At 66.9% G+C, this 25277-nt stretch carries 25 protein-coding genes; 8 read left to right on the top strand and 17 right to left on the bottom strand.

The window, feature by feature from the left end; translation table 11 throughout:
• Nucleotides 1-76: 76 nt before the first annotated feature.
• The gene (locus ACOFKW_RS15870; RefSeq protein ID WP_419815095.1) at nt 77-1732 is read left to right on the top strand and encodes an amidohydrolase; all 1656 of its coding nucleotides are present in this window, start codon (nt 77-79) and stop codon (nt 1730-1732) included.
• A 10-nt stretch (nt 1733-1742) separates the two neighbouring features.
• Here the strand turns inward: ACOFKW_RS15870 and ACOFKW_RS15865 are convergent, their stop codons facing one another.
• Nucleotides 1743-3788, bottom strand: coding sequence for a protein-disulfide reductase DsbD family protein (locus ACOFKW_RS15865; RefSeq protein WP_419815094.1), 2046 nt, complete (start codon nt 3786-3788; stop codon nt 1743-1745).
• Between the two features lie 73 nt (nt 3789-3861).
• Between ACOFKW_RS15865 and ACOFKW_RS15860 the strand changes: the two genes are divergently transcribed.
• The gene (locus tag ACOFKW_RS15860) at nt 3862-4122 is read left to right on the top strand and encodes a hypothetical protein (RefSeq protein WP_419815093.1); all 261 of its coding nucleotides are present in this window, start codon (nt 3862-3864) and stop codon (nt 4120-4122) included.
• Between the two features lie 155 nt (nt 4123-4277).
• On the opposite strand, the gene rpsI is transcribed toward ACOFKW_RS15860, so the two are convergent.
• The 3 genes from rpsI to ACOFKW_RS15845 all read right to left on the bottom strand — a co-directional run bounded on the left by rpsI (nt 4278) and on the right by ACOFKW_RS15845 (nt 6413).
• Complete coding sequence (gene rpsI, locus ACOFKW_RS15855; RefSeq protein WP_419815092.1) at nt 4278-4784, bottom strand: 30S ribosomal protein S9; 507 nt, start codon at nt 4782-4784, stop codon at nt 4278-4280.
• Nucleotides 4784-5287 (bottom strand): 50S ribosomal protein L13, encoded by a 504-nt coding sequence (gene rplM / locus ACOFKW_RS15850; RefSeq protein ID WP_419815091.1) that lies wholly within the window; start codon nt 5285-5287, stop codon nt 4784-4786. Before rplM ends, rpsI begins: the two co-directional genes overlap by 1 nt.
• 109 nt (nt 5288-5396) lie before the next feature.
• The gene (locus ACOFKW_RS15845) at nt 5397-6413 is read right to left on the bottom strand and encodes a COX15/CtaA family protein (protein ID WP_419815090.1); all 1017 of its coding nucleotides are present in this window, start codon (nt 6411-6413) and stop codon (nt 5397-5399) included.
• Nucleotides 6414-6519: 106 nt separating this feature from the next.
• Between ACOFKW_RS15845 and ACOFKW_RS15840 the strand changes: the two genes are divergently transcribed.
• From ACOFKW_RS15840 to ACOFKW_RS15825, 4 genes are read left to right on the top strand one after another with little or no spacing between them, the layout of a single operon-like run.
• On the top strand, nt 6520-6885 hold the full coding sequence (locus ACOFKW_RS15840) for a MerC domain-containing protein (RefSeq protein WP_419815089.1): 366 nt from the start codon (nt 6520-6522) through the stop codon (nt 6883-6885).
• A gap of 36 nt (nt 6886-6921) precedes the next feature.
• The gene (locus ACOFKW_RS15835) at nt 6922-7398 is read left to right on the top strand and encodes a Fur family transcriptional regulator (protein ID WP_419815088.1); all 477 of its coding nucleotides are present in this window, start codon (nt 6922-6924) and stop codon (nt 7396-7398) included.
• A gap of 47 nt (nt 7399-7445) precedes the next feature.
• Nucleotides 7446-9395 carry a 1-deoxy-D-xylulose-5-phosphate synthase gene (dxs, locus tag ACOFKW_RS15830; protein ID WP_419816978.1) on the top strand — a complete coding sequence of 650 codons (1950 nt, stop codon included), beginning with the start codon at nt 7446-7448 and terminating at the stop codon, nt 9393-9395.
• Nucleotides 9396-10226 carry a TlyA family RNA methyltransferase gene (locus tag ACOFKW_RS15825; protein ID WP_419815087.1) on the top strand — a complete coding sequence of 277 codons (831 nt, stop codon included), beginning with the start codon at nt 9396-9398 and terminating at the stop codon, nt 10224-10226.
• Here ACOFKW_RS15825 and ACOFKW_RS15820 read toward each other — a convergent pair.
• The 13 genes from ACOFKW_RS15820 to ACOFKW_RS15760 form a co-directional block, all read right to left on the bottom strand.
• Nucleotides 10128-10751, bottom strand: a complete 624-nt coding sequence (locus tag ACOFKW_RS15820; RefSeq protein WP_419815086.1) for a DUF1345 domain-containing protein — start codon at nt 10749-10751, stop codon at nt 10128-10130. The genes ACOFKW_RS15825 and ACOFKW_RS15820 overlap by 99 nt on opposite strands.
• Nucleotides 10748-11833 carry a Na+/H+ antiporter NhaA gene (gene nhaA, locus ACOFKW_RS15815; RefSeq protein ID WP_419815085.1) on the bottom strand — a complete coding sequence of 362 codons (1086 nt, stop codon included), beginning with the start codon at nt 11831-11833 and terminating at the stop codon, nt 10748-10750. The genes ACOFKW_RS15820 and nhaA overlap by 4 nt, the downstream gene beginning before the upstream one ends.
• A gap of 234 nt (nt 11834-12067) precedes the next feature.
• Nucleotides 12068-13162 (bottom strand): dTDP-glucose 4,6-dehydratase, encoded by a 1095-nt coding sequence (gene rfbB / locus ACOFKW_RS15810; RefSeq protein WP_419815084.1) that lies wholly within the window; start codon nt 13160-13162, stop codon nt 12068-12070.
• Complete coding sequence (gene rfbD, locus ACOFKW_RS15805) at nt 13155-14009, bottom strand: dTDP-4-dehydrorhamnose reductase (protein ID WP_419815083.1); 855 nt, start codon at nt 14007-14009, stop codon at nt 13155-13157. Before rfbD ends, rfbB begins: the two co-directional genes overlap by 8 nt.
• Complete coding sequence (gene rfbC, locus ACOFKW_RS15800; protein WP_419815082.1) at nt 14006-14551, bottom strand: dTDP-4-dehydrorhamnose 3,5-epimerase; 546 nt, start codon at nt 14549-14551, stop codon at nt 14006-14008. The genes rfbD and rfbC overlap by 4 nt, the downstream gene beginning before the upstream one ends.
• On the bottom strand, nt 14548-15426 hold the full coding sequence (gene rfbA / locus ACOFKW_RS15795; RefSeq protein ID WP_419815081.1) for a glucose-1-phosphate thymidylyltransferase RfbA: 879 nt from the start codon (nt 15424-15426) through the stop codon (nt 14548-14550). The genes rfbC and rfbA overlap by 4 nt, the downstream gene beginning before the upstream one ends.
• Before the next feature lie 9 nt (nt 15427-15435).
• Nucleotides 15436-16650, bottom strand: a complete 1215-nt coding sequence (locus ACOFKW_RS15790; protein ID WP_419815080.1) for a Coenzyme F420 hydrogenase/dehydrogenase, beta subunit C-terminal domain — start codon at nt 16648-16650, stop codon at nt 15436-15438.
• Between the two features lie 7 nt (nt 16651-16657).
• A complete protein-coding gene (locus tag ACOFKW_RS15785) occupies nt 16658-17827 on the bottom strand; it encodes a polysaccharide pyruvyl transferase family protein (protein ID WP_419815079.1) in 1170 nt (389 codons plus the stop codon).
• A gap of 86 nt (nt 17828-17913) precedes the next feature.
• Nucleotides 17914-18879, bottom strand: coding sequence for a hypothetical protein (locus ACOFKW_RS15780; RefSeq protein WP_419815078.1), 966 nt, complete (start codon nt 18877-18879; stop codon nt 17914-17916).
• Nucleotides 18880-18936: 57 nt separating this feature from the next.
• The gene (locus tag ACOFKW_RS15775) at nt 18937-19959 is read right to left on the bottom strand and encodes a glycosyltransferase family 2 protein (protein ID WP_419815077.1); all 1023 of its coding nucleotides are present in this window, start codon (nt 19957-19959) and stop codon (nt 18937-18939) included.
• A complete protein-coding gene (locus ACOFKW_RS15770) occupies nt 19947-20855 on the bottom strand; it encodes a glycosyltransferase family 2 protein (protein WP_419815076.1) in 909 nt (302 codons plus the stop codon). The genes ACOFKW_RS15775 and ACOFKW_RS15770 overlap by 13 nt, the downstream gene beginning before the upstream one ends.
• On the bottom strand, nt 20852-21478 hold the full coding sequence (locus ACOFKW_RS15765; RefSeq protein WP_419815075.1) for a CatB-related O-acetyltransferase: 627 nt from the start codon (nt 21476-21478) through the stop codon (nt 20852-20854). The genes ACOFKW_RS15770 and ACOFKW_RS15765 overlap by 4 nt, the downstream gene beginning before the upstream one ends.
• Nucleotides 21479-21485: 7 nt before the next feature.
• Nucleotides 21486-22856, bottom strand: coding sequence for an AAA family ATPase (locus ACOFKW_RS15760; RefSeq protein ID WP_419815074.1), 1371 nt, complete (start codon nt 22854-22856; stop codon nt 21486-21488).
• A 248-nt stretch (nt 22857-23104) separates the two neighbouring features.
• Here ACOFKW_RS15760 and ACOFKW_RS15755 point away from each other — a divergent pair, with 248 nt between their 5' ends.
• Both ACOFKW_RS15755 and ACOFKW_RS15750 read left to right on the top strand, forming a co-directional pair.
• Nucleotides 23105-24397, top strand: a complete 1293-nt coding sequence (locus ACOFKW_RS15755; protein ID WP_419815073.1) for an outer membrane beta-barrel protein — start codon at nt 23105-23107, stop codon at nt 24395-24397.
• On the top strand, nt 24397-25185 hold the full coding sequence (locus ACOFKW_RS15750; RefSeq protein WP_419815072.1) for an SLBB domain-containing protein: 789 nt from the start codon (nt 24397-24399) through the stop codon (nt 25183-25185). Before ACOFKW_RS15755 ends, ACOFKW_RS15750 begins: the two co-directional genes overlap by 1 nt.
• The last annotated feature ends 92 nt before the right edge of the window (nt 25186-25277 follow it).

Below are 25277 nucleotides of genomic sequence, written 5' to 3'. Positions count from 1 at the left end.
ATGCGGCGGCACCGACGGCCGGCTCGGAGCACCTCGCTCCACGCCAGCCAGGAGCAACGAAGAAGGCGTTCATGGCATGTTGCGACGTGAACTTCCGCGGCTCATCGCATTGACATTGCTCGGCACGCCGGCCCTTGGCGCGGCAAGCACGCTGCTCACCAACGCCGACGGCATCACGCTCGATGCCTCGAACCAGATCGTCCATTTCGGTGCGCTGCTGGTCGGCGACGACGGCAAGGTCGTCCGGACTTACCCGCGCGGCGCCAAGATCGCGGTGACGCCGGACATGAAGCAGGTCGACGCGGGCGGCCGCACGGTGATGCCCGGGCTGATCGACGCGCACGGCCATGTCATGGAGCTCGGCTACAACGCCCTCGCGGTCGACCTGTCGGGCACGACCTCGCTGGCGCAGGCGCTGGCCCGCGTCACCGCCTATGCCAAGGCCAATCCGCAGGCGCGCTGGATCGTCGGCAGCGGCTGGAACCAGGAGCGCTGGCCGGAGCGGCGGTTTCCGACCGCCGCCGAACTCGACCGCGCCGTGCCCGACCGCCCGGCCTATCTGACCCGCATCGACGGCCATGCCGGCTGGGCCAACAACCGCGCCATCGCGCTCGCCAAGGTCGTCGCCGCAACGCCCGATCCCGCCGGCGGACGCATCGAGCGCGGTCCCGGTGGTGCGCCCGCCGGAGTCTTCGTCGATGCCGCCAAGGGCCTGATCGAGGCGGTGCTGCCCAAGCCGACCGAGGCCGAGGCCCGGCGCGCCTTCGACAAGGCCCTGCAGATCATGGCGTCGGTCGGCCTGACCCAGGTCGGCGACATGGGCATCGATCCCGACACCTGGCGCCTGTACCGTGCCTATGATGCAGGGCACCGCCTCACCGTGCGGATCGCGGCGCTCGCCGGCGGCATGGACGCGCTGGCGACGATCGCACCCAAGGGGCCGATCGACTGGACCGGCGACGAGCGCCTGTCGCTGCACGGCGTCAAGCTCTACGACGACGGCGCACTGGGGTCGCGCGGTGCCTTTCTGAAGGCCGATTACAGCGATGCGCCGGGCAATCGCGGCCTGAGTTTCAACACCAATGCGGCGCTGCGTACCGCCGTCGACAAGGCGGCGGGGCAGGGCTTCCAGATTGCCGTGCACGCCATCGGCGACGCCGCGAATGCGCAGGTGCTCGACGCCTATGCGACCGTACCGGCGGCGACCCGCGCGCGCCTCCGGCTGCGCATCGAGCATGCCCAGATCGTCGACGTCGCCGACCTGCCGCGCTTTGCCTCGCTCGGCATCATCGCCTCGATGCAGCCGACCCACGCGACCTCCGACAAGGGTATGGCCGAAGCACGGCTGGGCGAAGCACGGCTCGGCGGAGCCTATGCCTGGGAGACGCTGATCCGTAGCGGGGCGCGTTTTGCCGGCGGCAGCGACTTTCCGGTCGAGCCGCCGAACCCGTTCTACGGGCTCCACGCCGCCGTGACGCGGCAGGATCGCAGCGGGCAACCGCTCGGCGGCTGGCGGGTCGGCGAGGCACTGACGCTGACCCAGGCGCTCGCCGCATTCACCACCGGCGCCGCCTATGCCAGCCACTCCGAGACGCACACCGGGACGCTGACGCCGGGCAAATGGGCGGACTTCATCATCGTCGATCGCGACCCGTTCAAGATCGCGCCGGGCGACCTGTGGAAGATCAAGGTCGAGCAGACCTGGGTCGGCGGCAGGCGGGTATTCCCCTGAACCGAAAGGATCAGACCAGCCCGATCAACCGGCTGGGCGTCAGCACTTGCGGCAACGTCTCGACCCGTCCGTCGGCGTGATAGAACAGGTACAACGGCACGCCGGCACGATTGTGCGCCTCGATGAAACGCCCGAGCACCGGATCGCCGTTGGTCCAGTCACCGACCAAAGTCTTGACGCCCTTCGCCGCAAACGTCCGCCCGACCTCGGCATTCGCCAGCGCGCCGCGCTCGTTGACCTTGCAGGTCAGGCACCAGTCGGCGGTGAAATAGACCAGGGTCGGGGTCTTGGCCGCCTGCAACGCCGCCAGCCGGGCCTCGGTGAACGGCTCGGCCGCCAACGTCGACGGCGCATCGATCACGGGCGTCGCACCAGCAACGGGAGGAAGCACGATGAGCGCCAACACCGCCGCCACCACTGCTCCACCCAGTGGCAGCCAGCCCGGACGCTGCCCCTGCTGGCGCGCCCCGAACCACCACAAGGCCAACGCCACCAGGAGTGCCCCGCCCAGCCCGAGCGTCATGCCGCCAACCCCGGTCTGCCGCCCCAGCACCCACGCCAGGGCCAGCGCGGTCAGGAACATCGGCACGCTCAGGATGTGCCGCAGCGTCGCCATCCATGCCCCCGGCTTGGGCAGCCGCCGACGCAGCGCCGGCACGAAGCCGATGGCGATGAACGGCAGCGCCAGACCCAGCCCAAGCCCGGCAAAGACCAGCAGTCCGGCAAGCGGCGGCAGGACCAGCGCCGCACCCAGCGCGCCGGCCATGAACGGCCCGGTGCACGGTGTCGCGACGAACGCCGCCAGCGCACCGGTCCAGAAACTGCCCGCCGCCCCGCGCTTCATGGTCAGCGACTGGCCGGCACCGCCGCTCGACAGGCTGATCTCGAACAGGCCTGCCAGGTTGAGCGCGATCGCCGTCACCAGCAGCAACAGCGCCAGGATGACATGAGGGTTCTGCAACTGGAAAGCCCAGCCGATCTGCGTGCCCGCCGCGCGCAGCCCGAGGATCGCTGCACCCAGCGCGACGCAGACCAGCATGACCCCGCCGGCATAGGCCACCGCATCGCGCCGCGCGTCGCTGGCCGAGGTGCCGCCCTTGGCGAGGCTCAGCGCCTTGAGGCTGAGGATCGGAAAGACGCATGGCATGACGTTGAGGATGACCCCACCGACCACTGCGAGCAGGAAGGCAGGAATGAAGCCGCGCCAGCCGGCGGAGTCGTTCGTGTCGCCGGCTTTAATCACGCCCGCGGCGGGAACCGCTCCGGGGTTGGCAGTGATGGCGAAGCCGCGGGGCTGGCTCTCGCCCTCGCGCTGGATCCTAAGGATGCCGGTCAACGGCCCGGACGGAGTGCCGCTGGCCTTGGTCTCGAGGCGCAGGCTATCGCCGGAAACGCTCAGCACCTGCGGCGCGGCGTAGTCGGCAAAGCCATCGACAGCCGGGAAGAAGTAGGCACTGCGCACCCGCCCGGCGTCGGCGATCGGCACCGCCACGGCCAGTCGGCCACCGCTGATCCGGTAGGTTCCGGCAGCATCCAGCGGCACCGGCATCGCCTGGCGGGCAGCGGCCAGGACCGTAGCCGCCCCGGGGTCCGGTGCGCCGTCGCCGATCTGCAGCTGTGCAGTCGCTGTCGCCGACTCAGGCACACACAGCTCGCTGGTACAAACCAGATAGTCGAGCTTGACCGCGATCGGAAAGCTGCCGCTGGCACCTGCCGGCACGGCAATGTCGACCAGCAACGTCGCCGGGCGTTCATAGACGTAGTTCATCAGGCCCGAGACGAGCAATGTTCCCGGGACCGGATAGCGCAGGTCGCTTGCCGTGCTGCCCGGTGGCAGGGTCCAGGTCGCCTTGGTCTCGACACCGGCGTCCCCGGGGTTCTTCCAATACGTATGCCAGCCGGGCTGCGGGGTGAAGGTCAGCGCCAGCGTCAGCGGCTTGCCTGCCGCAGGTTTGGCGCTCTCGGCAGCCAGGATCACGGCAACGTGCCTCGGCAGCTGCGCGGCCGCCGGCGTCAGGGACAGGAGCGCGAGCAAGGCCAGCAGGACACGGATCATCGAGCGCTTATGCCGGGCGGATCCCCGGCGGTCCATGGGCCGTTGTTGCCGCGCACATATCAGGGAGACGAGCATGATCGGGACGATGACGCGGGTCGGGTCGGGGATGATGCTGGCATCGCTGGCGATCGGCACGGCCGCGGTCGGCGGCGTAGTGGTCGGTGCGCTAGGGCTTTATGCAGCGCAGCGGCTGTCGAAGCGCGACGGCGGCGAAGGCTTGTTCACCAAGCGCGCACACCAGTCGGACGGCAGCGATGCGTCGGCGTCATTCGGGGCAGGGATCGCCGACGAGAACACCGTGCCGGCACAGGCCGGGATGCCGATGCGGGGCTAAGACTTAGAAGGATTGACCGGCGGCTGGTAAAGCTAGGCCTTCGTCGAGCAGGGTGCAGGAACGGAACGTCCCCATCGCACGATTTGAAGCAGCTCCGAATCAAAACAGGGAGGCGCACGATGCTCCTCCCTGCCTTAAATAGTCTGCGACGGTGTTTAGCGCTTGCTGAACTGGAAGCTGCGGCGAGCCTTGGCCTTGCCGTACTTCTTGCGCTCGACGACGCGCGGGTCGCGGGTCAGGAAACCGGCGTGCTTGACGGCGGTCCGCAGGGTCGGCTCGTAGCGGGTCAGCGCCTGGGCGATGCCATGCTTGACCGCGCCGGCCTGGCCGGAGAGACCACCGCCGGCGACGGTGCAGACGACGTCATACTGCTCGCGACGCTCCGCGACATCGAACGGCTGGTTGATCACCAGGCGCAGGGTCGGGCGAGCAAAGTAGACCGTCTGGTCGCGGCCGTTGACCGTGATCTTGCCGTTGCCGGGCTTGAGCCAGACGCGCGCGATCGCGTCCTTGCGCTTGCCGGTAGCATAGGCACGGCCCTGAGCATCGATCTGCTGCTCACGCAGCGGGGCAGGCGAAACGCCATCATGGATAGGCGTCGCGTCCATCGCCGCACCGAGATCGGACAGCGATGACAGCTGGGACTGAAGATTATCGGCCATTATGCGGAAACCTTGTTGCTGGCGTTGGCAACGCTGTTCTTGGAATTCATCGCAGCGACATCGAGAACCTCGGGCGCCTGCGCTTCATGCGGATGCTCGGAACCGGCAAAGACGCGCAGGTTGCGCATCTGATCGCGACCGAGCGGACCGCGGGGAACCATGCGCTCGACGGCCTTCTCGAGGACGCGCTCGGGGAAACGACCTTCGAGGATCTTCTCGGCTGTGACTTCCTTGATGCCGCCTGGATAGCCGGTGTGACGGTAATAGATCTTCTGCCCGAGCTTGCGACCGGTGAAGCGGACCTTCTCGGCATTGATGACGATGACGTTGTCACCGCAATCGACGTGCGGCGTGTAGTTCGCCTTGTGCTTGCCGCGCAGGCGGTTGGCGATGATCGACGCGAGGCGACCGACAACCAGGCCGTCGGCATCGATGATTAGCCACTTCTTCTCGATCTCGGCAGGCTTGGCGGCCGCCGTGGTGCGTGACAATGTCGTTGGCATAGCGCCCTCTTCAAATAACGAAACCGGCCCGCGAGGACCGGTCGAACGCTGCTGCTATCGTCGAACCTGCCACGCAACGCAAGGAATATCGTGCTATTTGGAGACGGTATTATCGTACCGCAGCCTCGCTTGTGGTCCAATGGGCAAGGCGAATAGTGGCAGCGAGAAGAAGCGCTGCCCCAGCCTGATGCGCGGCGGCCAACGGTATCGGCACATGGTGCAGCACCGTCAGCACTCCAAGCACGAACTGCAGGATAACCAGCGCAGCGACGGTCCCGGCCCGACGACCTGCGCCAACCTTCGAAGAACTCCAAGCGACCAGCAGCGCCGCGCCAGCGACAAGCCAGGCAAGGCTGCGGTGCAACCACTGCACGCTGAGCGGATCGTCGATGAGGCTGGCGAGCGGCGGTACCAGTCGACCGACCACCAGTGGCCACGTGTCGGCGGCGTGTCCCGCGCGAAGGCCCGCGGTGAATGCCCCCCAGACGATCTGCAAGGCCAGCAGCAGCAGGAACGGTGCGACCCACGCCGCCAGCTTGCGACGCCGCGGCTCGACCAGATCGAGCGCAGTCCAGACGCAGGCCGACATGAGGATCAGAGCCAGGACGAGGTGAACCGCAAGCCGTTCATGCGCTACCGACGGGCGGTTTATCAGCCCCGAAGCAACCATCCACCAGCCAACCGCGCCCTGCAGTCCGCCAAGCACGAACAAGCCCGTCAATCGCCAGCCATAGCCACGCGGGATAGCGCGGGTCACGGCGAACCACATAAGGGGAAGGGCGAACGCAAAGCCGATCAGACGTCCGAGCAGCCGGTGCAAATACTCCCAGAAGAAGATGCCTTTGAACGCTGCGAGGCTCATCCCGGCATTGACCAACTGGTATTGAGGACTGGCACGATAGGCCGCAAACTCAGCCTGCCATTCGGCGTCGTTCAGCGGCGGCACGATGCCCGTCACTGGATCCCAACGGACCATGGACAGCCCCGATTCCGTCAGCCGGGTAATGCCGCCAACAACCACCATTGCGAAAACCAGCATAGCGACCGCGAACAGCCAGTTGGCGATCGCACGTGGCCGCGCAGAAGCACGGTCGGCTGAGACAGAAGATGCAGCGATGCTAGCCATGAGGTGCGCCTATGCGTGTCGACACTGCCCGGATCAAGGGCTGCAGCGCCGCAGCAAGATCGACCCAGCGCTTGCGCCGACGTATGAGATAATATAACACGTCATCATGGCACCGCAACGCTACGGTTGGATCGATCGCTCGGCAATGAGCCTGTCGGGCTTGTGCCTCGTTCATTGCCTTGCCGGCAGCGTCCTGCTGTCGACTATTTCGATCAGCGGCGGGTTGCTGAACCATAGCTTTCACTTCTTCGGGCTGATGCTGGCCTTGCCGCTTGCCGCCTATGCGCTGGTTCGCGGGGTTCGCCAGCATGGCCGGGTCAGCGTGATCGTGCTCGGCGGGATCGGCCTTGCACTTATGGCGCTGTCTTTGCTGGTTGGTCACGGGACGGCAACCGAGATCGGAATGTCGGTCCTCGGAGTGGTCGGGCTTGGCGCGGCCCATCTCCTGAATATGCGCTGGTCTCGTCACTAACTTGCGACGAGCGCTGTGGCGGCCCATATTTGGCTGATGTCGGCGCAAACACACGATCATCATCATCACGCCGGCGTAGCCCTGGCAGAAGCGGCGCGTGACGTTGTCGTGCGGGCCGGTGACCAGTGGACCGACATGCGCGCCAAGGTCTTCGAAGCACTCGCGACCTTTGACCAGCCGGCGAGCGCCTATGACGTGACCGAGCTGGTTTCAAAGCTGCTCGGGCGTCGCATCGCCGCGAACAGCGTGTACCGAATCCTCGATCTCTTCGTCGTCAACAACGTCGCGATGCGGGTCGAGAGTCGTAACGGGTACCTTGCGAACGCCCATCCCGAGTGTCTGCATGACTGTATTTTCCTGGTGTGCGACAATTGTGGGCGAACGACGCATATCGATGACGATTCGATCGCCAAGCGCGTCCGTGCGACTGCAAGTGCGACCGGATTCAAGCCGGTGCGCCCGATCTTGGAAGTTCGGGGCCGTTGCGGCCCCTGCGACCAAGGAACAGCTTAGAGGCAATCGACAAGCTCGGCCGACGGCGCTAATCGTCTCGCTTGTCCATGGTTGATGGCGAGTGCCTTGTGAATCAACGTCCCGCAACGCCACTCCTCGATACGGTGTCGCTGCCTTCCGATCTGAAATCGTTCGATGCCGCGCAGCTCAGGCAGGTCGCGGATGAACTGAGACTCGAACTGATCGACGCGGTCAGCGTTACCGGTGGGCACCTCGGTGCCGGTCTCGGCGTCGTCGAACTGACCGTCGCCTTGCATCATGTCTTCAACACGCCCGACGACAAGTTGATCTGGGACGTCGGTCATCAGGCCTATCCTCACAAGATCCTGACCGGGCGTCGCGACCGCATCCGGACCCTGCGCATGAGTGGTGGCTTGTCCGGCTTCACGCGTCGAAGCGAGAGCGAGTACGACCCGTTCGGTGCTGCGCACAGCTCGACGTCGATCTCGGCCGCGCTGGGTTTTGCCGTAGCGAACAGGCTGCAGGACCGGCCCGGTAAGGCGATTGCGGTGATCGGCGACGGCGCGATGTCGGCTGGCATGGCCTATGAGGCGATGAACAACGCCCAGGCTGCAGGTAATCGGCTGGTCGTCATCCTCAACGACAACGACATGTCGATCGCCCCTCCGGTTGGAGCGCTGTCGGCCTATCTGGCGCGGATCTACTCGTCGCGGCCGTTCCTGGAGCTGCGCGACGCGATCAAGCAGCTGGCCAAGCGTGCGCTGGGTCCCAGCATGCAGCGCACGGCGAAGCGCGCCGAGGAGTATTTCCGCACCTTCGCGACCGGCGGAACGTTGTTCGAGGAACTCGGCTTTTACTACGTCGGACCGATCGACGGGCACAACCTCGACCATCTGGTGCCGGTGCTGGAGAATGTCCGCGACGCCGCCGAAGGCCCGATCTTGGTCCACATCGTCACGCAGAAGGGCAAGGGCTATGGCCCGGCCGAGGCTGCCGCCGACAAATACCACGGCGTCCAGAAGTTCGACGTCATCACCGGGGCGCAGGTCAAGTCCAAGGCTGGGCCGCCGAGCTATACCAACGTCTTTGCCAAGGCGCTGGTCGACGAGGCGACCCGGGATGACCGCGTCGTCGCGATCACTGCGGCAATGCCGTCCGGTACCGGCCTCGACAAGTTCCAGGCAGCTTTCCCGGACCGGTTGTTCGACGTCGGCATCGCCGAGCAGCATGCCGTGACCTTCGCGGCCGGTCTCGCGGCGCAGGGGATGCGGCCGTTTGCGGCGATCTACTCGACGTTCCTCCAGCGCGCCTATGACCAGGTCGTCCATGACGTCGCTATCCAGAACCTGCCGGTGCGTTTCGCCATCGACCGGGCCGGTCTGGTCGGCGCCGACGGTGCCACTCATGCCGGGTCGTTCGACGTAACCTACCTGGCGACGTTGCCTAATTTCGTGGTCATGGCGGCGTCCGACGAAGCCGAGTTGTGCCATATGGTCCACACCATGGCATTGCACGACAGCGGTCCCAGCGCGGTCCGCTATCCGCGTGGCGAGGGCACCGGCGTGGCGCTGCCCGAGGTGCCGCTGCAGCTGGAGATCGGCAAAGGGCGGACCCTGCGTGAAGGCAAGACCGTGGCGATCCTGTCGCTCGGTACCCGACTCGGCGACGCATTGCTGGCGGCCGACGACCTGGAAGCACGTGGCCTGTCGACGACGGTGGCCGACCTGCGGTTCGCCAAGCCACTCGATCACGACCTGATCCGGCGACTTGCGCAGAACCATGAGGTGCTGGTCACGATCGAGGAAGGGGCCATCGGCGGGTTTGGCGCGCATGTGCTGACCTGGCTCAGCGACGAGGGGCTGACCGACAATGGCCTGCGGGTCCGCACGCTGCGACTGCCCGACATCTTCCAGGAGCATGACGGTCCGGCAGCCCAGTATACCACGGCCAGGCTCGATGCGCCGGCGATCGTGGAGACTGTGCTCGAGGCACTGCGGCACAATTCGGTCGGCATGACCGAGGGCGCCCGGGCGTAGGTGGCCGGCAAGCAGCGCGTCGATCAACTCCTGGTCGAGCGCGGGCTGGTCGAGAGCCGGGCGCGGGGGCAGGCCCTGATCCTGGCAGGGCTGGTGTTTGCGGGCGAACGCAAGGTCGCCAAGGCGGGCGAGCAGCTTGCCGACGATACGGCGCTGGAGGTGCGCGGCCGCGATCATCCCTGGGTGTCGCGCGGCGGGGTCAAGCTGGCGCATGGGCTCGACCACTTCGGCTGGGATGTCGGCGAGTCGGTGGCGATCGACGTCGGGTCCTCGACCGGCGGTTTTACCGACGTGCTGTTGAGCAAGGGCGCGAGCAAGGTCTTCGCCGTCGATTCGGGCACCAACCAACTGGCTTGGAAGCTGCGCGAGGACCCGCGTGTCGTGGTGCTGGAACAGACCAATGCGCGGCACCTGACGGATCGGGAGATCGGCGAGGCAGTCGATATCGTGGTTTGCGACGCGAGCTTCATATCCCTCCCCAAGGTGCTGGAAACGCCACTTACTTTCGCAAAGCCGCGAGCCCGATTGCTCGCGTTGATCAAGCCGCAGTTCGAAGCCGGTCGGGGCGAGGTCGGCAAGGGCGGGGTGGTCCGCGATCCTGCCGTTCATGCCCGGGTCTGTGCCGAAGTTCGTGCCTGGGTCGAGGCCAAGGGCTGGACCGTCGCCGGGATCGTGCCGAGCCCGATCACCGGGCCGGAAGGCAATATAGAGTTCCTGATCGCGGCCGAGCGGTCAGTGCAGGGCGTTGCCGATCAGGCTGACGGTCAAGGCGATCACGCCGATGTTGAACAGGAAGGCCAGGATGCTGTGGACCAACGCGACCTTTCGTAACGCGCGGTCGGCAATCTGCACGTCGGAAACCTGGAAGGTCATGCCGAGCACGAAGGCGAAATAGGCGAAGTCCCAATAGACCGGCGGCTCGTCGCCCGGGAATTCCAGGCGCTTGGAGTCCTTGCCCCCGTCCCTGACGTAATAGGCATGGGCATAGTGCAGCGCGAACATGGTGTTGCCGAAGGCCCAGGCGAGCAGCAGCGTACCGCCGCTCAGGGCGAGATCGCGGCCGTGCGAATCGGTCAGCTCGAGCCAGACCGCGACCATGATGATGCCGAGCACGATCATCGCGATGAAGATCAGGATGTGCTGGTCGGGCTCGTTATCCGAGGCCCGCTGGCGCATCTCGGCGGCCTTGTCGTCGCCGAAGCTGCGGATCAGCGCGGCGATGAAGCTGAGTGCAGCGATGTCGAAGCCGGTCAGCAACGACGGCACGAACTTGAATTTCAGGCATAGCAGCGGCGTCGCGACGATCAGCACGACGAAGAACAGCACAAACCGCCGGTAACGCCCGATGAAGCTCATGCGCGGCTCCCACGTTGGCCCGATGCCAGGACCAGATAGCCGCACAGTGCTGCGGCCAGTGACCCGCCTAGAATGCCGAGCTTGGCCGCCTCGTTCCCGGTGGAGCCTTCGCCGAACGCCAGCCCGGCGATGAACAGGCTCATGGTGAAGCCGATTCCGCAGAGCAGCGCGATGCCCCACAGCTGCCGCCAGCTTGCGCCTTCGGGCCGTACTGCGATGCCGGTGCGGACAAGCGCGAAGATCACGCCGAGGATGCCGATCTGCTTTCCGATGAGCAGGCCGAGGGCGATGCCGAGTGGCAGCGGCGCGGCGATCGCGCCGAGGCTCAGGCCCCGCAAGTCGATGCCGGCGTTGGCAAAACCGAATAGCGGGACGACGAACAATGCGGTTACCGGCGACAGCCGGTGCTCCAGATTGAGCAACGGCGAGCCGGTGCCGCGGCCGGTCAACGGTATGGTCATCGCTACCGCCACCCCGGCCAGCGTCGCATGGACGCCCGATTGCAGGACCGCGTACCAGATCCCGGTGCCGATCAGCAGATATGGCCACAGGGCATCGACGCGCAGCCGGTTGAGCAGCACCAGCACGGCCAGCCCGGCACCGGCGATGGCAAGCATCGTGAAGTCGAGGTGGTCGGTGTAGGCGACGGCGATGACGGCGATGGCGCCGAGATCGTCGATGATCGCGATCGCGGTGACCAGCAGCTTGAGCGACGCCGGGACACGACCGCCGAGCAGCGCCAACACCCCGAGCGCGAAGGCGATGTCGGTGGCAGCGGGGATCGCCCAGCCGCGGTGGTTGGCGGGAACGTCGTGGTTGATCGCGATGTAGATCAGCGCGGGGACGACCATGCCCGCGATAGCCGCGGCGCCGGGCAGGATGCGGCTGCCCCAGGTCGACAGTTCACCGGTGACGATCTCGCGCTTCACTTCCAGCCCGATGAGCAGGAAGAACAGCGTCATCAGCCCGTCGTTGATCCAGTGCAGCAGGCTGTGTTCCCCGACGGGCGTTGCGAGCGCCGCGAAATAGCCGGCCGAGGCCGGAGAGTTGGCGAGGACGATCGCCAATGCCGCTGCAGCCATCAGGACATAGCCGCCGGAAGCCTCGTTACCGAGGAAGCGCTTTATCGCCGCGAGGCTGTCGAACGTAGGCGCTTGCTTCGAGATAATCGTCGCCTCTTGCTCGGAAGTGGAATGAAAGTTCAGATGATAACGCGGAAAACGCTGTAACCGGCGCCGCCGTTTCAGAGAGGCGAGTCGATCGGGCCGGGCGCCACTGGCTCAACTCAAAGCCATTATCCCATTAGGTTCAAAATGTCAACCGCGGCCGGCGTAGTTGGCTTCGACCCAGTCGCGGTAGCTGCCGTCGAGGATGCTGCGCCACCACGGCTCGTTGGCGATATACCAGGCGAGGGTCGCGGCGAAGCCGGCCTTGAAATCGCGTGCCGGCCGGTAGCCGAGCTCGTCGCGGGCCTTGGTCTCGTCGATAGCGTAGCGGCGGTCGTGGCCGGGACGGTCCTTGACCCAGGTCTTGAGGCTGTCGGTCGGCAGGCCCCTTGCGGCCGGCGCGTCGGGATAGCGCTGGGCCAGTCCGGGATCGCCGGCAAAGGCTGCGTCGACCGCAGCGCACAGCGTGTCGATCACCGTCAGGTTTGCCAACTCCTCGCCGCCGCCGATGCAATAGGTCTCGCCGACGCGGCCGCGCTGGAGCACCGCCTCGATGCCGCGGCAATGATCCTCGACATGCAGCCAGTCGCGGACGTTCATGCCGTCGCCGTAGATAGGCAGGGCGCGGCCGTGCAGCGCGTTGATCAGGAACAGCGGGATCAACTTTTCGGGGAATTGATACGGGCCGTAGTTGTTGGAGCAGTTCGAGGTCGTGACCTGCAGGCCGTAGGTATGGTGATAGGCGCGAACCAGATGGTCGGAAGCGGCTTTCGAGGCGGAATAGGGCGAATTCGGCGAATAGGGCGTCGTCTCGCTGAACGCCGCGTCGTCCGGACCGAGCGAGCCATAGACCTCGTCGGTCGAGACGTGATGGAAGCGGTGCGGCTTTCCGTCCCCCGACAGCCAGACGGTGCGCGCCGCCTTCAACAGGCTGTGGGTGCCGAGGATATTGGTGTCAATGAAGGCGTCGGGACCGTGGATCGAACGGTCGACGTGGCTCTCCGCGGCGAAGTGGACGAGCGTATCGATGGCGCGGTCGCGGAGCAGGGTCGTGGCGGTGTCTTCGTCGCGGATATCGGCTTCGACCAGTTCGACGGCGTTCACACCCGCGAGATTGGCGCGGTTGCCGGCGTAGGTCAGCGAATCGAGGACGACGATCTGGTCGCCGGGGTGCTGCTCGCGCCAGTAGTGCACGAAGTTCGCACCGATGAAGCCGGCGCCGCCGGTGACGAGCAAATTAGCCACGAGCGATGTCCTTGATGCAGTCGCGCAATTCCTCGCGCCAGTGACGGGCCGGGCCGGTGATCGCCCAGGTCGCGGTCTTGTCGAGGACGCCGTACGACGGGCGCTGCGCCGGGGTCGGATAGTCGGCGGTGCGGATCGGCAACACGCGTTCGGCGCGGATCGGCAGGCCGGCGGCGAGTGCCTCCTCGCGGATCGCGACGGCGAAGTCGTACCAGCTGGCGACACCGGCGTCGGTGGCGTGGAAGGTGCCGCCGTGATCGGCCAGCGCCCATAGGGTCCGCGCCAGCGTCGGCACATGGGTCGGGGAGCCGATCTGGTCGGCGACGACCTTCAACTCGTCGCGCTCGCCCATCAGGCGGAGCATGGTGCGGACGAAATTATTGCCCTGTGCCGCATAGACCCAGGCGGTGCGGACGATCAGCGGCGACGGATGGAACTCGCGCGCCGCGACTTCGCCGTCGGCCTTGGTCCGGCCATAGGCGCCGAGCGGGTTCGGCGTGGCGTCGGGCAGATACGGGCTGTGCGCCGAGCCGTCGAAGACGAAGTCGGTGGAGACATGCGCGAATTTCGCACCGGCATTGCGCGCGGCGGCCGCGAGCAGCCCGACGGCGTTGACGTTGACCAGTCGTGCCAGCGTCTCGTCGGCCTCGGCCTTGTCGACGGCGGTATAGGCGGCGGCGTTGAACACCAGGTCGGGCCGGGCCTCGGCGACGACGCGCGCCACGGTGTCGGCGCCGGTGATGTCGAAGTCGGCTTCGGGCGGTGCGATGACGGTGACGCCCTCGGGCGCGCTCGCCTGGAGTGCCCGGCCGAGCTGGCCGCCGCTGCCGGCGATCAGGACCCTCATGCGAAAACCTCCGCCTCGGCCAGCGTCACCGCCGCCGCATCCTTGCCCGACAGCAGCGGCGTTGCGCCGTCGAGCGGCCAGTCGATGCCGATCGCCGGGTCGTTCCAGGCGATGCTGCGCTCGTGCGCCGGAGCGTACAAAGTGGTGCATTTATACAGGAAGTCGGCGGTATCGCTCAGCACGACGAAGCCGTGCGCAAAGCCCGGCGGCACCCACAGCATGCGCTTGTTGGCGGCGCTGAGTTCATAGCCGACCCATTTGCCGAAGTGCGGCGACGAGCGGCGGACGTCGACGGCGACGTCGAACACCGCGCCATCGACGACGCGGACCAGCTTACCCTGCGGCTCGACGATCTGGTAATGCAGCCCGCGCAGCACATTGCGCGCCGAGCGGCTGTGATTGTCCTGGACGAAGCGCTCGTCGATGCCGGCCTCGGCAAAGGCCCGCGCGTTCCAGCTTTCGAGGAAGAAGCCGCGGTCGTCGCCGAACACCTTCGGTTCGATCAGCTTGACGCCGGGCAGGGCGGTGTCGGTGACGATCACCCGTTCATCCTCAGCTGGTCGAGCAGATATTCGCCGTAGCCACTCTTGCGCAGCGGTTCGGCGATGCGCTCCAGTTGCGCGGCGTCGATAAAGCCCTGGCGCCAGGCGATCTCCTCGGGGCAGCAGATCTTCAGGCCCTGCCGCTCCTCGACGATGCGGACATACAGTGCCGCGTCGAGCAGCGAGCCGTGCGTGCCGGTGTCGAGCCAGGCGAAGCCGCGGCCCATCTGCTCGACCTCGAGCTTGCCGGCGGTCAGGTAGGCGCGGTTGAGGTCGGTGATCTCCAGTTCGCCGCGTGGGCTGGGAACGATGTCGCGCGCCAGCCGGACCGCGTCGCCGTCGTAGAAGTAGAGGCCGGTCACCGCGTAGTTCGACTTCGGCGCGACGGGCTTTTCCTCGATCGTCGCGGCGCGGCCGGTGGCGTCGAACGACACCACGCCGTACGCCTGCGGGTCCTTGACGTAATAGCCGAACACGGTGGCGCCCTCGGTGCGAGCATCGGCGCGCGTCAGCAGCTCGGGCAGGCCATGGCCGTAGAAGATGTTGTCGCCCAGGATCAGCACCGAGGGCTGGTCACCGATGAAGTCGGCGCCGATGTGATAGGCCTGCGCCAGCCCCTTGGGCTCGGGCTGAACGGCGTATTCGATCTTCATGCCCCATTGCGAGCCGTCTTCGAGCAGGTGACGAAAGGCGGCGCTGTCGTTCGGCGTGGTGATGATCAGCACCTCGCGGATGCCCGCGAGCATCAGCACCGACAGCGGGTAATAGATCATCGGCTTGTCGTAGACCGGCATCAGCTGCTTGGAGACCGGCTTGGTCAGCGGGTATAGCCGGGTGCCGGAGCCGCCTGCCAGGATGATACCGCGTCGTGCCATTGCAATCCCTTACGCCCGACCTTTGACCAGTCGCCTGAGCAACCCGGCAAAGCTCTTCGCCTGTGCGACCAGGCTCTCCTGTCGCGCCGCAGCAACGACGCCGACGCCGCGATAGCGGGGCACCGGCCGCTGGGCAACCGCCAAGGCCGCCAGCCGGGACAGGATCTGGCGCTTGCGACGCGCCTGGGCAGGCTGCATCCGGACGATTTCGGCGATAGCGAGCGGCTCGACCCGCACCGCGCCGGCGGCGACCGCGGCGTCGAGGATGGCTTGTCCGGCAGCGGTTCGCGCCATGACGAGGCTGCGGCCATCCTGCTCCTCGAAGCTGGGATAACCGCGCTCGTCGCCGTACCAGGCATCGGCGGCAGCGACATCGGCATCGCCGCCGACCGCGTCGGGGCAGATCTTGCAGCGGAACTGGACCTGCTTGGACAGGATATCGCCCCAGCTGTCGGCGTAGGACATGCGCTCGCTGCTGCCGTCGTGGCGCGTCGCGGTGGCATAGCCGGGCCAGCCGTCGCCGCGGTAGCGGAAGGTCGCGACGTCGCTTTCGGCGACGCCGAGCCGGTCGAGGATGCGGCGCGTCCCGGCGGCGCTGGGGATGCCGGCGCAGAAGAATGCCAGCATCAGCGGCACCTTGGCGTCGACGCGCGGGTCGAGACGGGCGCGGGCGCGAAGGGCGGAGACGTCGCACGGCTTGCCGACGAAGGCGAATTTGCCCGGCATGGCGAGCCAGCGGTCGAGCTCGGCGAGTGGTGCGGAGGCGGTGTAGCGTGACCCGGCCGCCGCCATGACCGCCGCGGCATCGCGGGACACGCCCGTCGCATTGGCCAGCGGCAGCACGGGGTCGGCCCCGGTCTGGACGACGAAATCGACCAGCCCGGTCGCCAGCGCATGTGTCAGCAGGGCCGAGATCATGCCCCCCGACGATGCTTGGTGGCGCAACGCCGCGTCGGTCGCATAGCCGGTGCCGACGCTGTGCCAAGGTCCCCAAAGCGCATCGTCGTTGGGCGCGACGGGGCGCTCGTCGATGGTGACGGCGGGGCAGGCGGCGGCGATGCCCTGCTCCCGCGCCGCATCGAGCGTGGCGGACTGGACGGGGCGTAGGTAGCCCGGCTCTGTCATCGCCATGGTCACCGCGCCGCCGCCGATGCCGGCACACAGCCCGCAGCCGGTGCACAGCTGGCCGCGTGCCACCAGGGCAAGGGTCGGCGACGGGATCACGCGGGGCTCAGGGCCGGCGCGCGGCAGCAGCGGCGAAGTGCATCGCCAGCTCCGCGATATAGGTTTCCAGGCCCTGTTCGACGACCTTCAGGCCCTTGCCGATGTCGGTGGCGAGTTCGGCGCGGCGCTCGAAGGCGTCGATGACATAGTCGGCGGCAGCCTCGGTGCTGAGGCCGCGGACCGGCACCAGCCACTTGTAGCCGAGCCCGCCGAACAGCCCCTCGAATTTGCGGCTGTAGGAGATCGGCACCACCGGCACGCCGCTCGAATAGGCCGCGATCGTCGCGTGCATGCGACCGCCGACCAGGAAGTCGAGGCCCGAGATATACGACTTGGCTTCGCCCGGCGTCGTGAAATGGGGGGCGCGCACGAGACCGGGATATTGCGCAGCGAGGGCGTCGGCGGTGGCGCCGTCGTCGTCGCGTGGCTGGTTGGGCGCGAAGACATGGCCGACGAGGTGGACCTCGACGCCGGGCATCGCGGCGAAGCGCTCGATCAGCAGGTGGTTGAGCGCCCGGTAGTCGACCTCGATGCCGAACTCGTTACCGCCGCTGTAGCCGCGATTGTACAACAGGCCCGAGATGTTGAGGCCGACGCGGACCTTCTCCTCGGCCTTGGGTTGGGCGGTGAAGGGCAGGGCGAAGGCGACGTCGATGACCTGGAAGCCCGGGGCGCGCGGCGCAAGGTCCTTCAGCGCGGCGAACGACAGGGGATCGCGGGCGAATACCGCAGCGGCCCGGTTCAGCGCCCAGGCGGCGAGGCGCGTCTCGAAGACCTTGGTGAACGGCCCGATGGTCTGCGGCGAGAAGATCAGCGGCACGCTGCGCGCCACGGTAAGCGCCTTGGTACCCCATAGATAGAGAAAGCGCTTGCGGGGGTAGATATCGGTGAAGCTGTCGCCGGCGCCGATATCGAGCATGATGTCGAGGTTGCCGACGTCGGCGAGGAAGCCCTTGCGCGAGGTCATGTAGCGGCCGTCGATGACGCGGGTTTCGACATCCTCGACATAGGGCGGCCCGGTTTCGCGTGGGCTGAACACGACGAACTGGGCGTCAAGGCCGACACGCATGGCGGCAGCACTGGCGAGCGCCATGTTGCCGACGGTCAGGGCCCCGACGCCGAGGTTGCTCGACCGTGTCGAGTGCCATGCCAGTCCGATGCGGAATGGTTTCGTCATCGCGTCGCCCCTCCGCCAGCCGACATGCTCATGCGGACCCGGTGTTTCGATCGGATGAACACCAGCGGATTATCCGCCGGCGTCGATCAAGTCTTCGGTGTGGCCGGCGTCGTTGCAGCCGGTGTCGAGGTTGCGGCCGGTGGCGTCGTTGCTCCGGGGATCGCGGTGCCGGGAGCGGCGGCGGGCTTGGCTGCCGGCGGAGCGCTGTAGCCGGCGGCGTATTTGATGTTCGGCTTGGCGTCGGCAGTGAATTTCGCCAGGTCGGTCTGCAGGCGCTTCTGCACCTCGAGACGCTGCAGCAGCTGCTGCGCGAAGGCGATCGCCTTCTCGCCGATGAACGGGTCGACGCGGACGCCGGTGACGTGATTGACGAACATCACCGGGGCCGGGGCGCCCTGCGGCTGGTCGGCGAACATGAAGACCTCCTCCGGATTGCGCGCCGTGATGCGCATGATCTCGGCGGTCAGCACCGGGTTGGTCGCGAGCGCGTCGAGCTGCGTCGGCGCGCGGCGGAATTCGATCTTGGCGTTGGTCAGGACCTGGGCGACATCGCTCATGGTCTTGGCGGGGCCGAGGCCGAGCTCGCCGATGTTGTTGGGGCGCAGGAACTGGATCTGGTCGATCTGGAAGATCTTGCGCTCGGCGAACAAATTGGGGTTCTGGTCGATGAACTTCTGCGCAGCCTCGCGCGTCGTCGCGGGGACTTGGCGGGCGACATCGGCCTGCAGAGCCTGGACGAGCAGGCCGTCGTCGACGCGGCGCTGGGCCAGCAGGAACTGCGGGTTCTTGTCGAGGCCGCGCTTGCGGGCGACGTCGGCCAGCATGCGGCGCTCGACGACGCGAGCGAGGGCGACCTGGGAAACTTCCTTCTTGGGTGCGTTGGCGGGGGCGCGGATCAACTGCAGCTCGGAGTTCAGCTCATGGACAGTGATGTCCTGGCCATTGACGGTGGCAACGACCTGCCCGCTCGGCGCCTTGTTCTTGTCGCACGCCGATGTCAGTGCGAGTGCAGCGACGCTGACCGCAAATACTGACCGGTTGATCTTGCCCATGCCCATACTCCCGAAAAAAACTTCCCGAACCGCGTAAACCCCGCGCGCGGGCTTGCGTCAATACGCAAGCCCCAAAAGGGCTCTTGTCATCACCAACGCCTTCTTCGGCTGCCCGCGCAGCAGCCGCCGCGCGATCTGCGTCACGGCGAGCGCATAGTGGACAGGCAGCAGCTTTGGCCGGTGGCGGCGGACGAATTGCAGGCGCGACCGCAGCAGGTAATATTCGGACGTGGTGCTGCGCGTGCCGGCAGTGCCGCTCGAACCGATCGAGCCGCCTTCCTTGTGATAGACCACCGCCTTGTCGGCGAATGCGGTGCGAAAGCGCCCATCGTTACGGACCGCCCAGTCGATCTCCTCGAAGTAGAGGAAATAGCGTTCCTCCATCAATCCAACGACGTCGAGGAACGGCCGCGACACGGCGAGCGAAGCGCCCAGCACCATCGCCGTCTCGCCGATGACCCGCGCCGAATCGATCGGGGCGCTGGCCGGCTGTCCGTTGCCGATATGACGCGACTGGCCGGTCCGCATGTCGAAGCTGCTGCCGCCGAGCGCCTGGATGGTGTCGGGCCGGTGATAAAAGCGCACGACCGTGCCGCACATGCCGACGTTCGGCGTCGCATCCATCCGCGCCACCAGCGCCGCCGCGGCATCGGGTTCGACCACCGTGTCGTTGTTGAGCAGCCAGATATAGTCGATGCCGGGGTCGCGGAGCAGGTGCCGGACACCGACGTTGTTTCCCCCGGCAAAACCGAGATTTCCGCCCGAATCGATCAGGGTCAGTGCCGCCCGGGCGTCGTCGATCAGGCTCTGCGCAGCAGTCAGGCGGGTCAACGCCAGCGGCTTTGGCAACGGCGGATCGGTCAGTCGTGCCAGCGAGCCTGCAACGGGCGGGGCAGGGCGGTCGCCGCTCGCCCAAGCCTCGATGGCCTCCGCCGAGCCGTCTCCCGATGCATTGTCGACGACGACGACGCGAAGCGGACAATCGCTGCGCAACAGCGCTTCGAGGCATTCGACGGTGTCCGCTGCGCCGCGCCAGTTGACCAGCACGACGCCCAGCCGGGCCGGGATCAGCGATTCCATGAGGTCGCGCCGCCAGCCTGGGAGGGTCGCGCGGCGCGGAGCATCTCGGCGCTGCGGAACAGGTTGATGCGAGCCAGCGCCAGCACGCCGCGACAGCGATTGCCCAGGCCCGCGAGGCGTGGCGAAGTTAGCAGCCGCGCCGCCTGCACCGGAACCGCGAGCACCAGCGCCGCCGCTTTCAGCCGCCACGGCCAGCGCGTCCGGTGCGCCAGCCGGTCGGCGGTCGCGGTGTGATGGATCAGCCGCCGCCACTTACGCGCCATGCTGTCGAAATCGGGCCGTGCCGGGTGATAGACCAGCATCGCCTCGACATAACGCGGGGGATAGCCCCTGGCGGTCGCGCGCTGGCCCCAGTCGAGATCCTCGGCGGTGTCGATGCCGGCGAAGGGCCCGACGGCACGGTGGATGGCAGCGCCCATCGCCAGGTTCGCGGTCACCGAAAAGCGGCGCTTGGCGATGTACCATTTCTGGCGAAAGCCGAAGACCGACTCATAGGCCTCCATCCCGGTCATGTGCCGGGGGTCGACCGTGTCGATGTCAATCGCGCCGCCGGCGACGACGTGCTCGGGATCGATCTCCACGGCGTCGACCGCGGCCTGCAGCCAGCCCGGCGCGGCGCGGCAATCGGCATCGATGAAGGCGAGCACCGGCGCCTTGGCATGGGCGGCGCCGAGATTGCGCGCCAGCCCCGGCCCGGGTTCGGACTCGTCGAGGAAGGCGACTGCGGGATATGCGGTGCGGACGTCATCGAGAGAGACGGTCGAGCCGTTGTCGACGACGATGACCTCGAAGTCGCCCTGGTCGAGTTGCTGCGCGACGACCGAGGCAAGGCACCGCGCCAGCAGGTCCGGCGTGTTGAGGTGCGGGATGATGACCGAGGCGCGCGGCGGCGTCACGGCGCGATGCCGCGTGCCCGGGCGACCGCGGCGGCGATACCGCCCGCGGCCGGCGCGAACGCCGTCGCGGCGTCGTTGGCGATCATGCGGCGCAGGGCGGCCTTGTCCAGTTCCCACCAGCGGGACTGTTCGATCGCGGCGATGGTCTCGGCGTCGAAGCGGGCGCGCAAGGGGCGGGCGGGCAGGCCGGCGACGATGGTGTAGGGGGCGACATCGTGGGTCACGACGGCACCGGCACCGATGATCGCGCCGCGCCCGATCGACTTGCAGCCAGGCGCAATGGTGGCGTTGTGGCTAATCCAGACATCGTCACCGATCTCCAGCCAGGCCGGGTCGATGCGGTCGGCGGGCACGACGCCGAAGCGCGCCTCGTAGAGGAACGGATGGGTGGTCAGCGCCTCGATCGGGTGATTGGCATCGAGGACCCGCGCGGTCTTGGCGAACGAGCAATAGCGCCCGATGCGGGTCCGCGCCGGGACGCGCCACGGGTCGAAGCAGCCGTAACTGTACAGGCCCGCCTCGACGCCCCAGCGTGCCGCGAACCAGCGCCGCAGCTCGGTGCTTTCATATTCGTCGCGCAGCAACCAGCGAATGCGCAGCTTGTCGCGCAACGCCTTGAACATACCGGGCTCAGGCCGCGAGCTTGGCCATTGCCGCCGACATCAGCAGCAGCGACGAGACGCCCGGATAACGATAGCGGAAGCGGATCTCGCCGGCCTCGTCATCGACTTCGAGCAGGTCGTTGCTGTGCGCAAAGCCGCGCAGGTCGCGCTCGATCGCCGCCACCGGGATCGCGCCGGCAAGCTCGGTATTAACGTCGTCGATGCCGAACCAGCCGTCGGCGCTGCTGCCGGCGCGGGCCGCGGCGACCAGCAACGGCCATTGCGCCTGGGCGGAGTCGCGGCCGAGAATGGCCTGTACACGACGGGGCAGCGACGCGTTCCAGTCGGTCAGCACGCGCTCCACGGCCGCATGGCCATGCCCCGCGTCGACCGTGTTGCGGTGCTGGTCGAGCGCCGCCATTCCGGCCCGGTGGCCGAGCAACCGCACCAGGTAAGGCGAGCCGCCGGCCATCGTCGCGATCATGCTCGCGGCTTCGTCGGAATAGGTTAGGCCCGCCGCCTGCTCCCCGAGCGCCAGCACCGAGCGCACTTCGGCATTCGACAGCGGCCGCATCGGCAGGCCGACGATGTTGCGTCGAATCGACGGCGCGTAGCCGACCAGCTCGTCGAGGTTCTGCGCGACGCCGGTCAGCACCAGCTGCACGCGCGCCGCACGGTCGGACAGGTTCTTGATCAGCTCGGCGACATCGCGCCGGAAGGCGCGGTCGATGACGCGGTCATACTCGTCGAGGATCAGGATGATGCGCGTTCCGACGACATCGGCGAACAGGTCGCTGACCTCGCGCGGTCCGAAAGCACCCTCGGGCAACAGGCTGTCGAAGGTCGCGCTGAGCTCGCTGTCGTTCGAGGTCGGCAGGACGTTGCGGTGGTAGAGCATCGGGATCTTGGTGGCGAAGGCGCGGAACATCGCGTCGAACTTCGCCTCGGTGCCGCAGCTGCCGTAGATCACCAGATAGCGTGCTTCGCGGGCGGTGTCGGCAAAGACATGGACCAGGCTGGTCTTGCCGATACCGCGCTCGCCGTAGATGACGACATGGACACGCTGCTGCTCGACCGCGGCGATCAGCTGAGCCAGCGCATCGTGCCGGCCGGCGAAACGCTCGCGCGCCACGACAGGCTGCGACGCGCCCAGGGCATCGCGCAGCGCCAGGCGGCGGCGCGCCAGGGCGGGCTCCTCGCCACTTTCTACATCGTCGGACGCGGTCGCTGCAAAACGCGGCAGCTCGATCCCGGTGCTGACCGGCTTCTCGTCACGCCATAATGCGTCCAGGAACGCCGGACGCTGACGCAGCCGCGGATCGATCGCCGTGAAAGGCTCGACCCGAGCCTCTGTTGCACCATCTTCACTGCGGCCCTTGGACCAGCGTTTCCAGATCATGCCGTTCCCAATCGCAAAAAACACTCGTTCCGACCCTGATAGGCCGGAATGCGTCGTGCGCGCCACAGTAATTGGGTTAACGGACGCAATATATCGCGCCGCAACATCCACCAGTTGCCGCCTCGCGCGGACCCATGCTATCGCGATGCCGTGGCCCGCGCGGTCTCAGGGTTTCGAGGTGGGGGTACAAGTTGAGCGAAGTCATGCTCCGGCATAGGTTCGGAATCAGGTGCTGCCTTGCCCTCGGCGTGGCGGGAATCGCGCTGACGCCAGCGGTCGCACAGCGCTCGTCCGGCGATGACAACAGCTTTGCCCGCAGCGCGACGACGGTCGCGCCAGTCCAGGGACGCGGCTTCCGGATCGATGGAACGCTGAGCACGCTGTACGACACCAACATCCTCCGCCTCGGTGGCTCGCGCCTCGTGACCCGACCCGGCGAGAAGAAGGGCGACGTGCGGTTCAGCCCGTCGGTCTCGGCAGCCTATGGCATGCCCATCGGTCGCCAGCAGATTTTCATCGGTGGCCTGGTCGGTCGCGATTTCTATGCGCAGGACACCCGCCTGAACCGTAACCGCTACGTCATCGGCGGTGGCGCCAATCTTCGCGCCGGACGCTCCTGCAGCGGCTCTCTCAACGGCGAATATCAGCGCCGTCAGAGCCTGTTGTCGGAACTGTCGGACTTCAGCGGCAGCAACGTCCAGCAGACGCAGGTCTATGCCGCCGCGATCGAATGCGCGCCGCCGGTCGGTATCGGCTTCGGCGGCGGGGCAACCCGCCGGATCGTCGATAATGCCGACGTCCGGCGGAGCCTGTTCGATCTGCGGCAGAACAGCTTCGACGCGCATGCGAATCTCGGTGCCGGACGGATCGGCCAGTTCAGCATCGGCGGCAGCTATTCGACGATCGACTATCCTTTACGGCTGGTGACGGTGGCCGGCGGCACCGACAGCGACGGGCTCGACATCTATTCGGGCTTCATCGGCTATTCGCGGCCGATCGGCACGCGCCTGTCGCTGTCGCTGCAGGGCTCGTACAACCGCGCCAATCCCAAGCCCAAGACGATCCAGCAGGTCATCACGATCTTCGACGTGCCGATCGGTACCATTCCGATCGACCGCAAGGGCTATTCGGGCGGCGGCTATTCGGCGGTCATCACGTATCGGCCCAGCACGCGCCTGACGACCGACATCTCGGCGTCGCGCAGCGTCAACAATTCGTCGAATGTCGGCGCCCTGTACTCGGTCACCGACCTGATCGGTGCCGAGGTCAGCTACGCCTTGCGTCCCTCGCTCACGGCGGGCTTCGGCGGCAGCTACATAAATCGGAAGTATCGCGGCAGTTTCTCGTCGGGGACGGAGCCGATCGCGCGCAACTCTGACCGGAACGAGCGCGTATATGGACGACTGAGTTACTCGCCGACCGCGTTGTACGACGTCGATTTCGAGGTCGGCCACGAACGACGGAAATCGGATCCGGTGATCTACAGCTATAGCAGCACTACAGCGCGGCTGACACTGCACGTTAGATTTGGGAGAGGCTGATGCGTGTTTTTGTGACACTCTGGCGACTGCTGGTCGCCATCATGATCCTTGGCAGCGCGACTGCGGCGATGGCCCAGACCGGTGGTGGCTATATCCTCGGCCCTGACGATACCGTGCAGATCCAGGTCTACGGCCAGACCGATGCCAGCATCACCACCCGCATCAAGTCCGACGGCACGATCGTCATGCCGCTGATCGGTTCGATCAAGGCCACCGGCCAGACGACGCTGTCGCTCGCCGACCTGATCACCAAGAAGCTGGTCTCCGGCGGCTTCTTCAAGGCGCCGGTCGTCAACGTCGAGGTCGGCGGTTTCGCCAGCCGGACCGTCAACGTCGCCGGCAAGGTCGGCGCCCCCGGGATCTACCCGCTGGACCGCGCCTACCGCGTCCTCGAAGTCCTGCTCAAGGCGGGTTGGGTCCGCGAGAACGGCGCCAACTATATCTATCTGCGCCGTGGCAGCGACTACAAGGAAACACGCCTCGACACCGAGGCACTGGTCCGCGGCACCGCCGACAAGGATCCGTTGCTCGAGCCTAACGATACCCTGTACGTGCCCGATGCCGACACCTTCTATGTCACCGGCGCGATCAACAAGCCCGGCGCATTGCCGTTGCTACGTGGCATGACGGTCCGCCAGGCGATCGCGCTGGCGGGCGGCGTCACCGCCGCCGGATCGGACAAGAAGGTCGGCCTGTACCGCGTCGGCTCGAAGGAAAAAGACGAAATCGACCTCGACCAGCAAATTCAGAAGAATGATGTGCTGGTCATTAAGGAACGCTTGTTCTGATCGGTCTAGATCAGACGAACGATCTGCCCGGCGGGAACGTGCAAGCGACCCCGCCGGCGATGTCCGCCCGGTGGGGGCATGGAGCAAGTAAC

The sequence above is a fragment of the Glacieibacterium sp. genome (assembly GCF_965200405.1).
Classification (GTDB): domain Bacteria; phylum Pseudomonadota; class Alphaproteobacteria; order Sphingomonadales; family Sphingomonadaceae; genus Glacieibacterium.
Note: the sequence above shows the minus strand (reverse complement) of the source record. Positions and strands in the feature narration are given on the sequence as shown.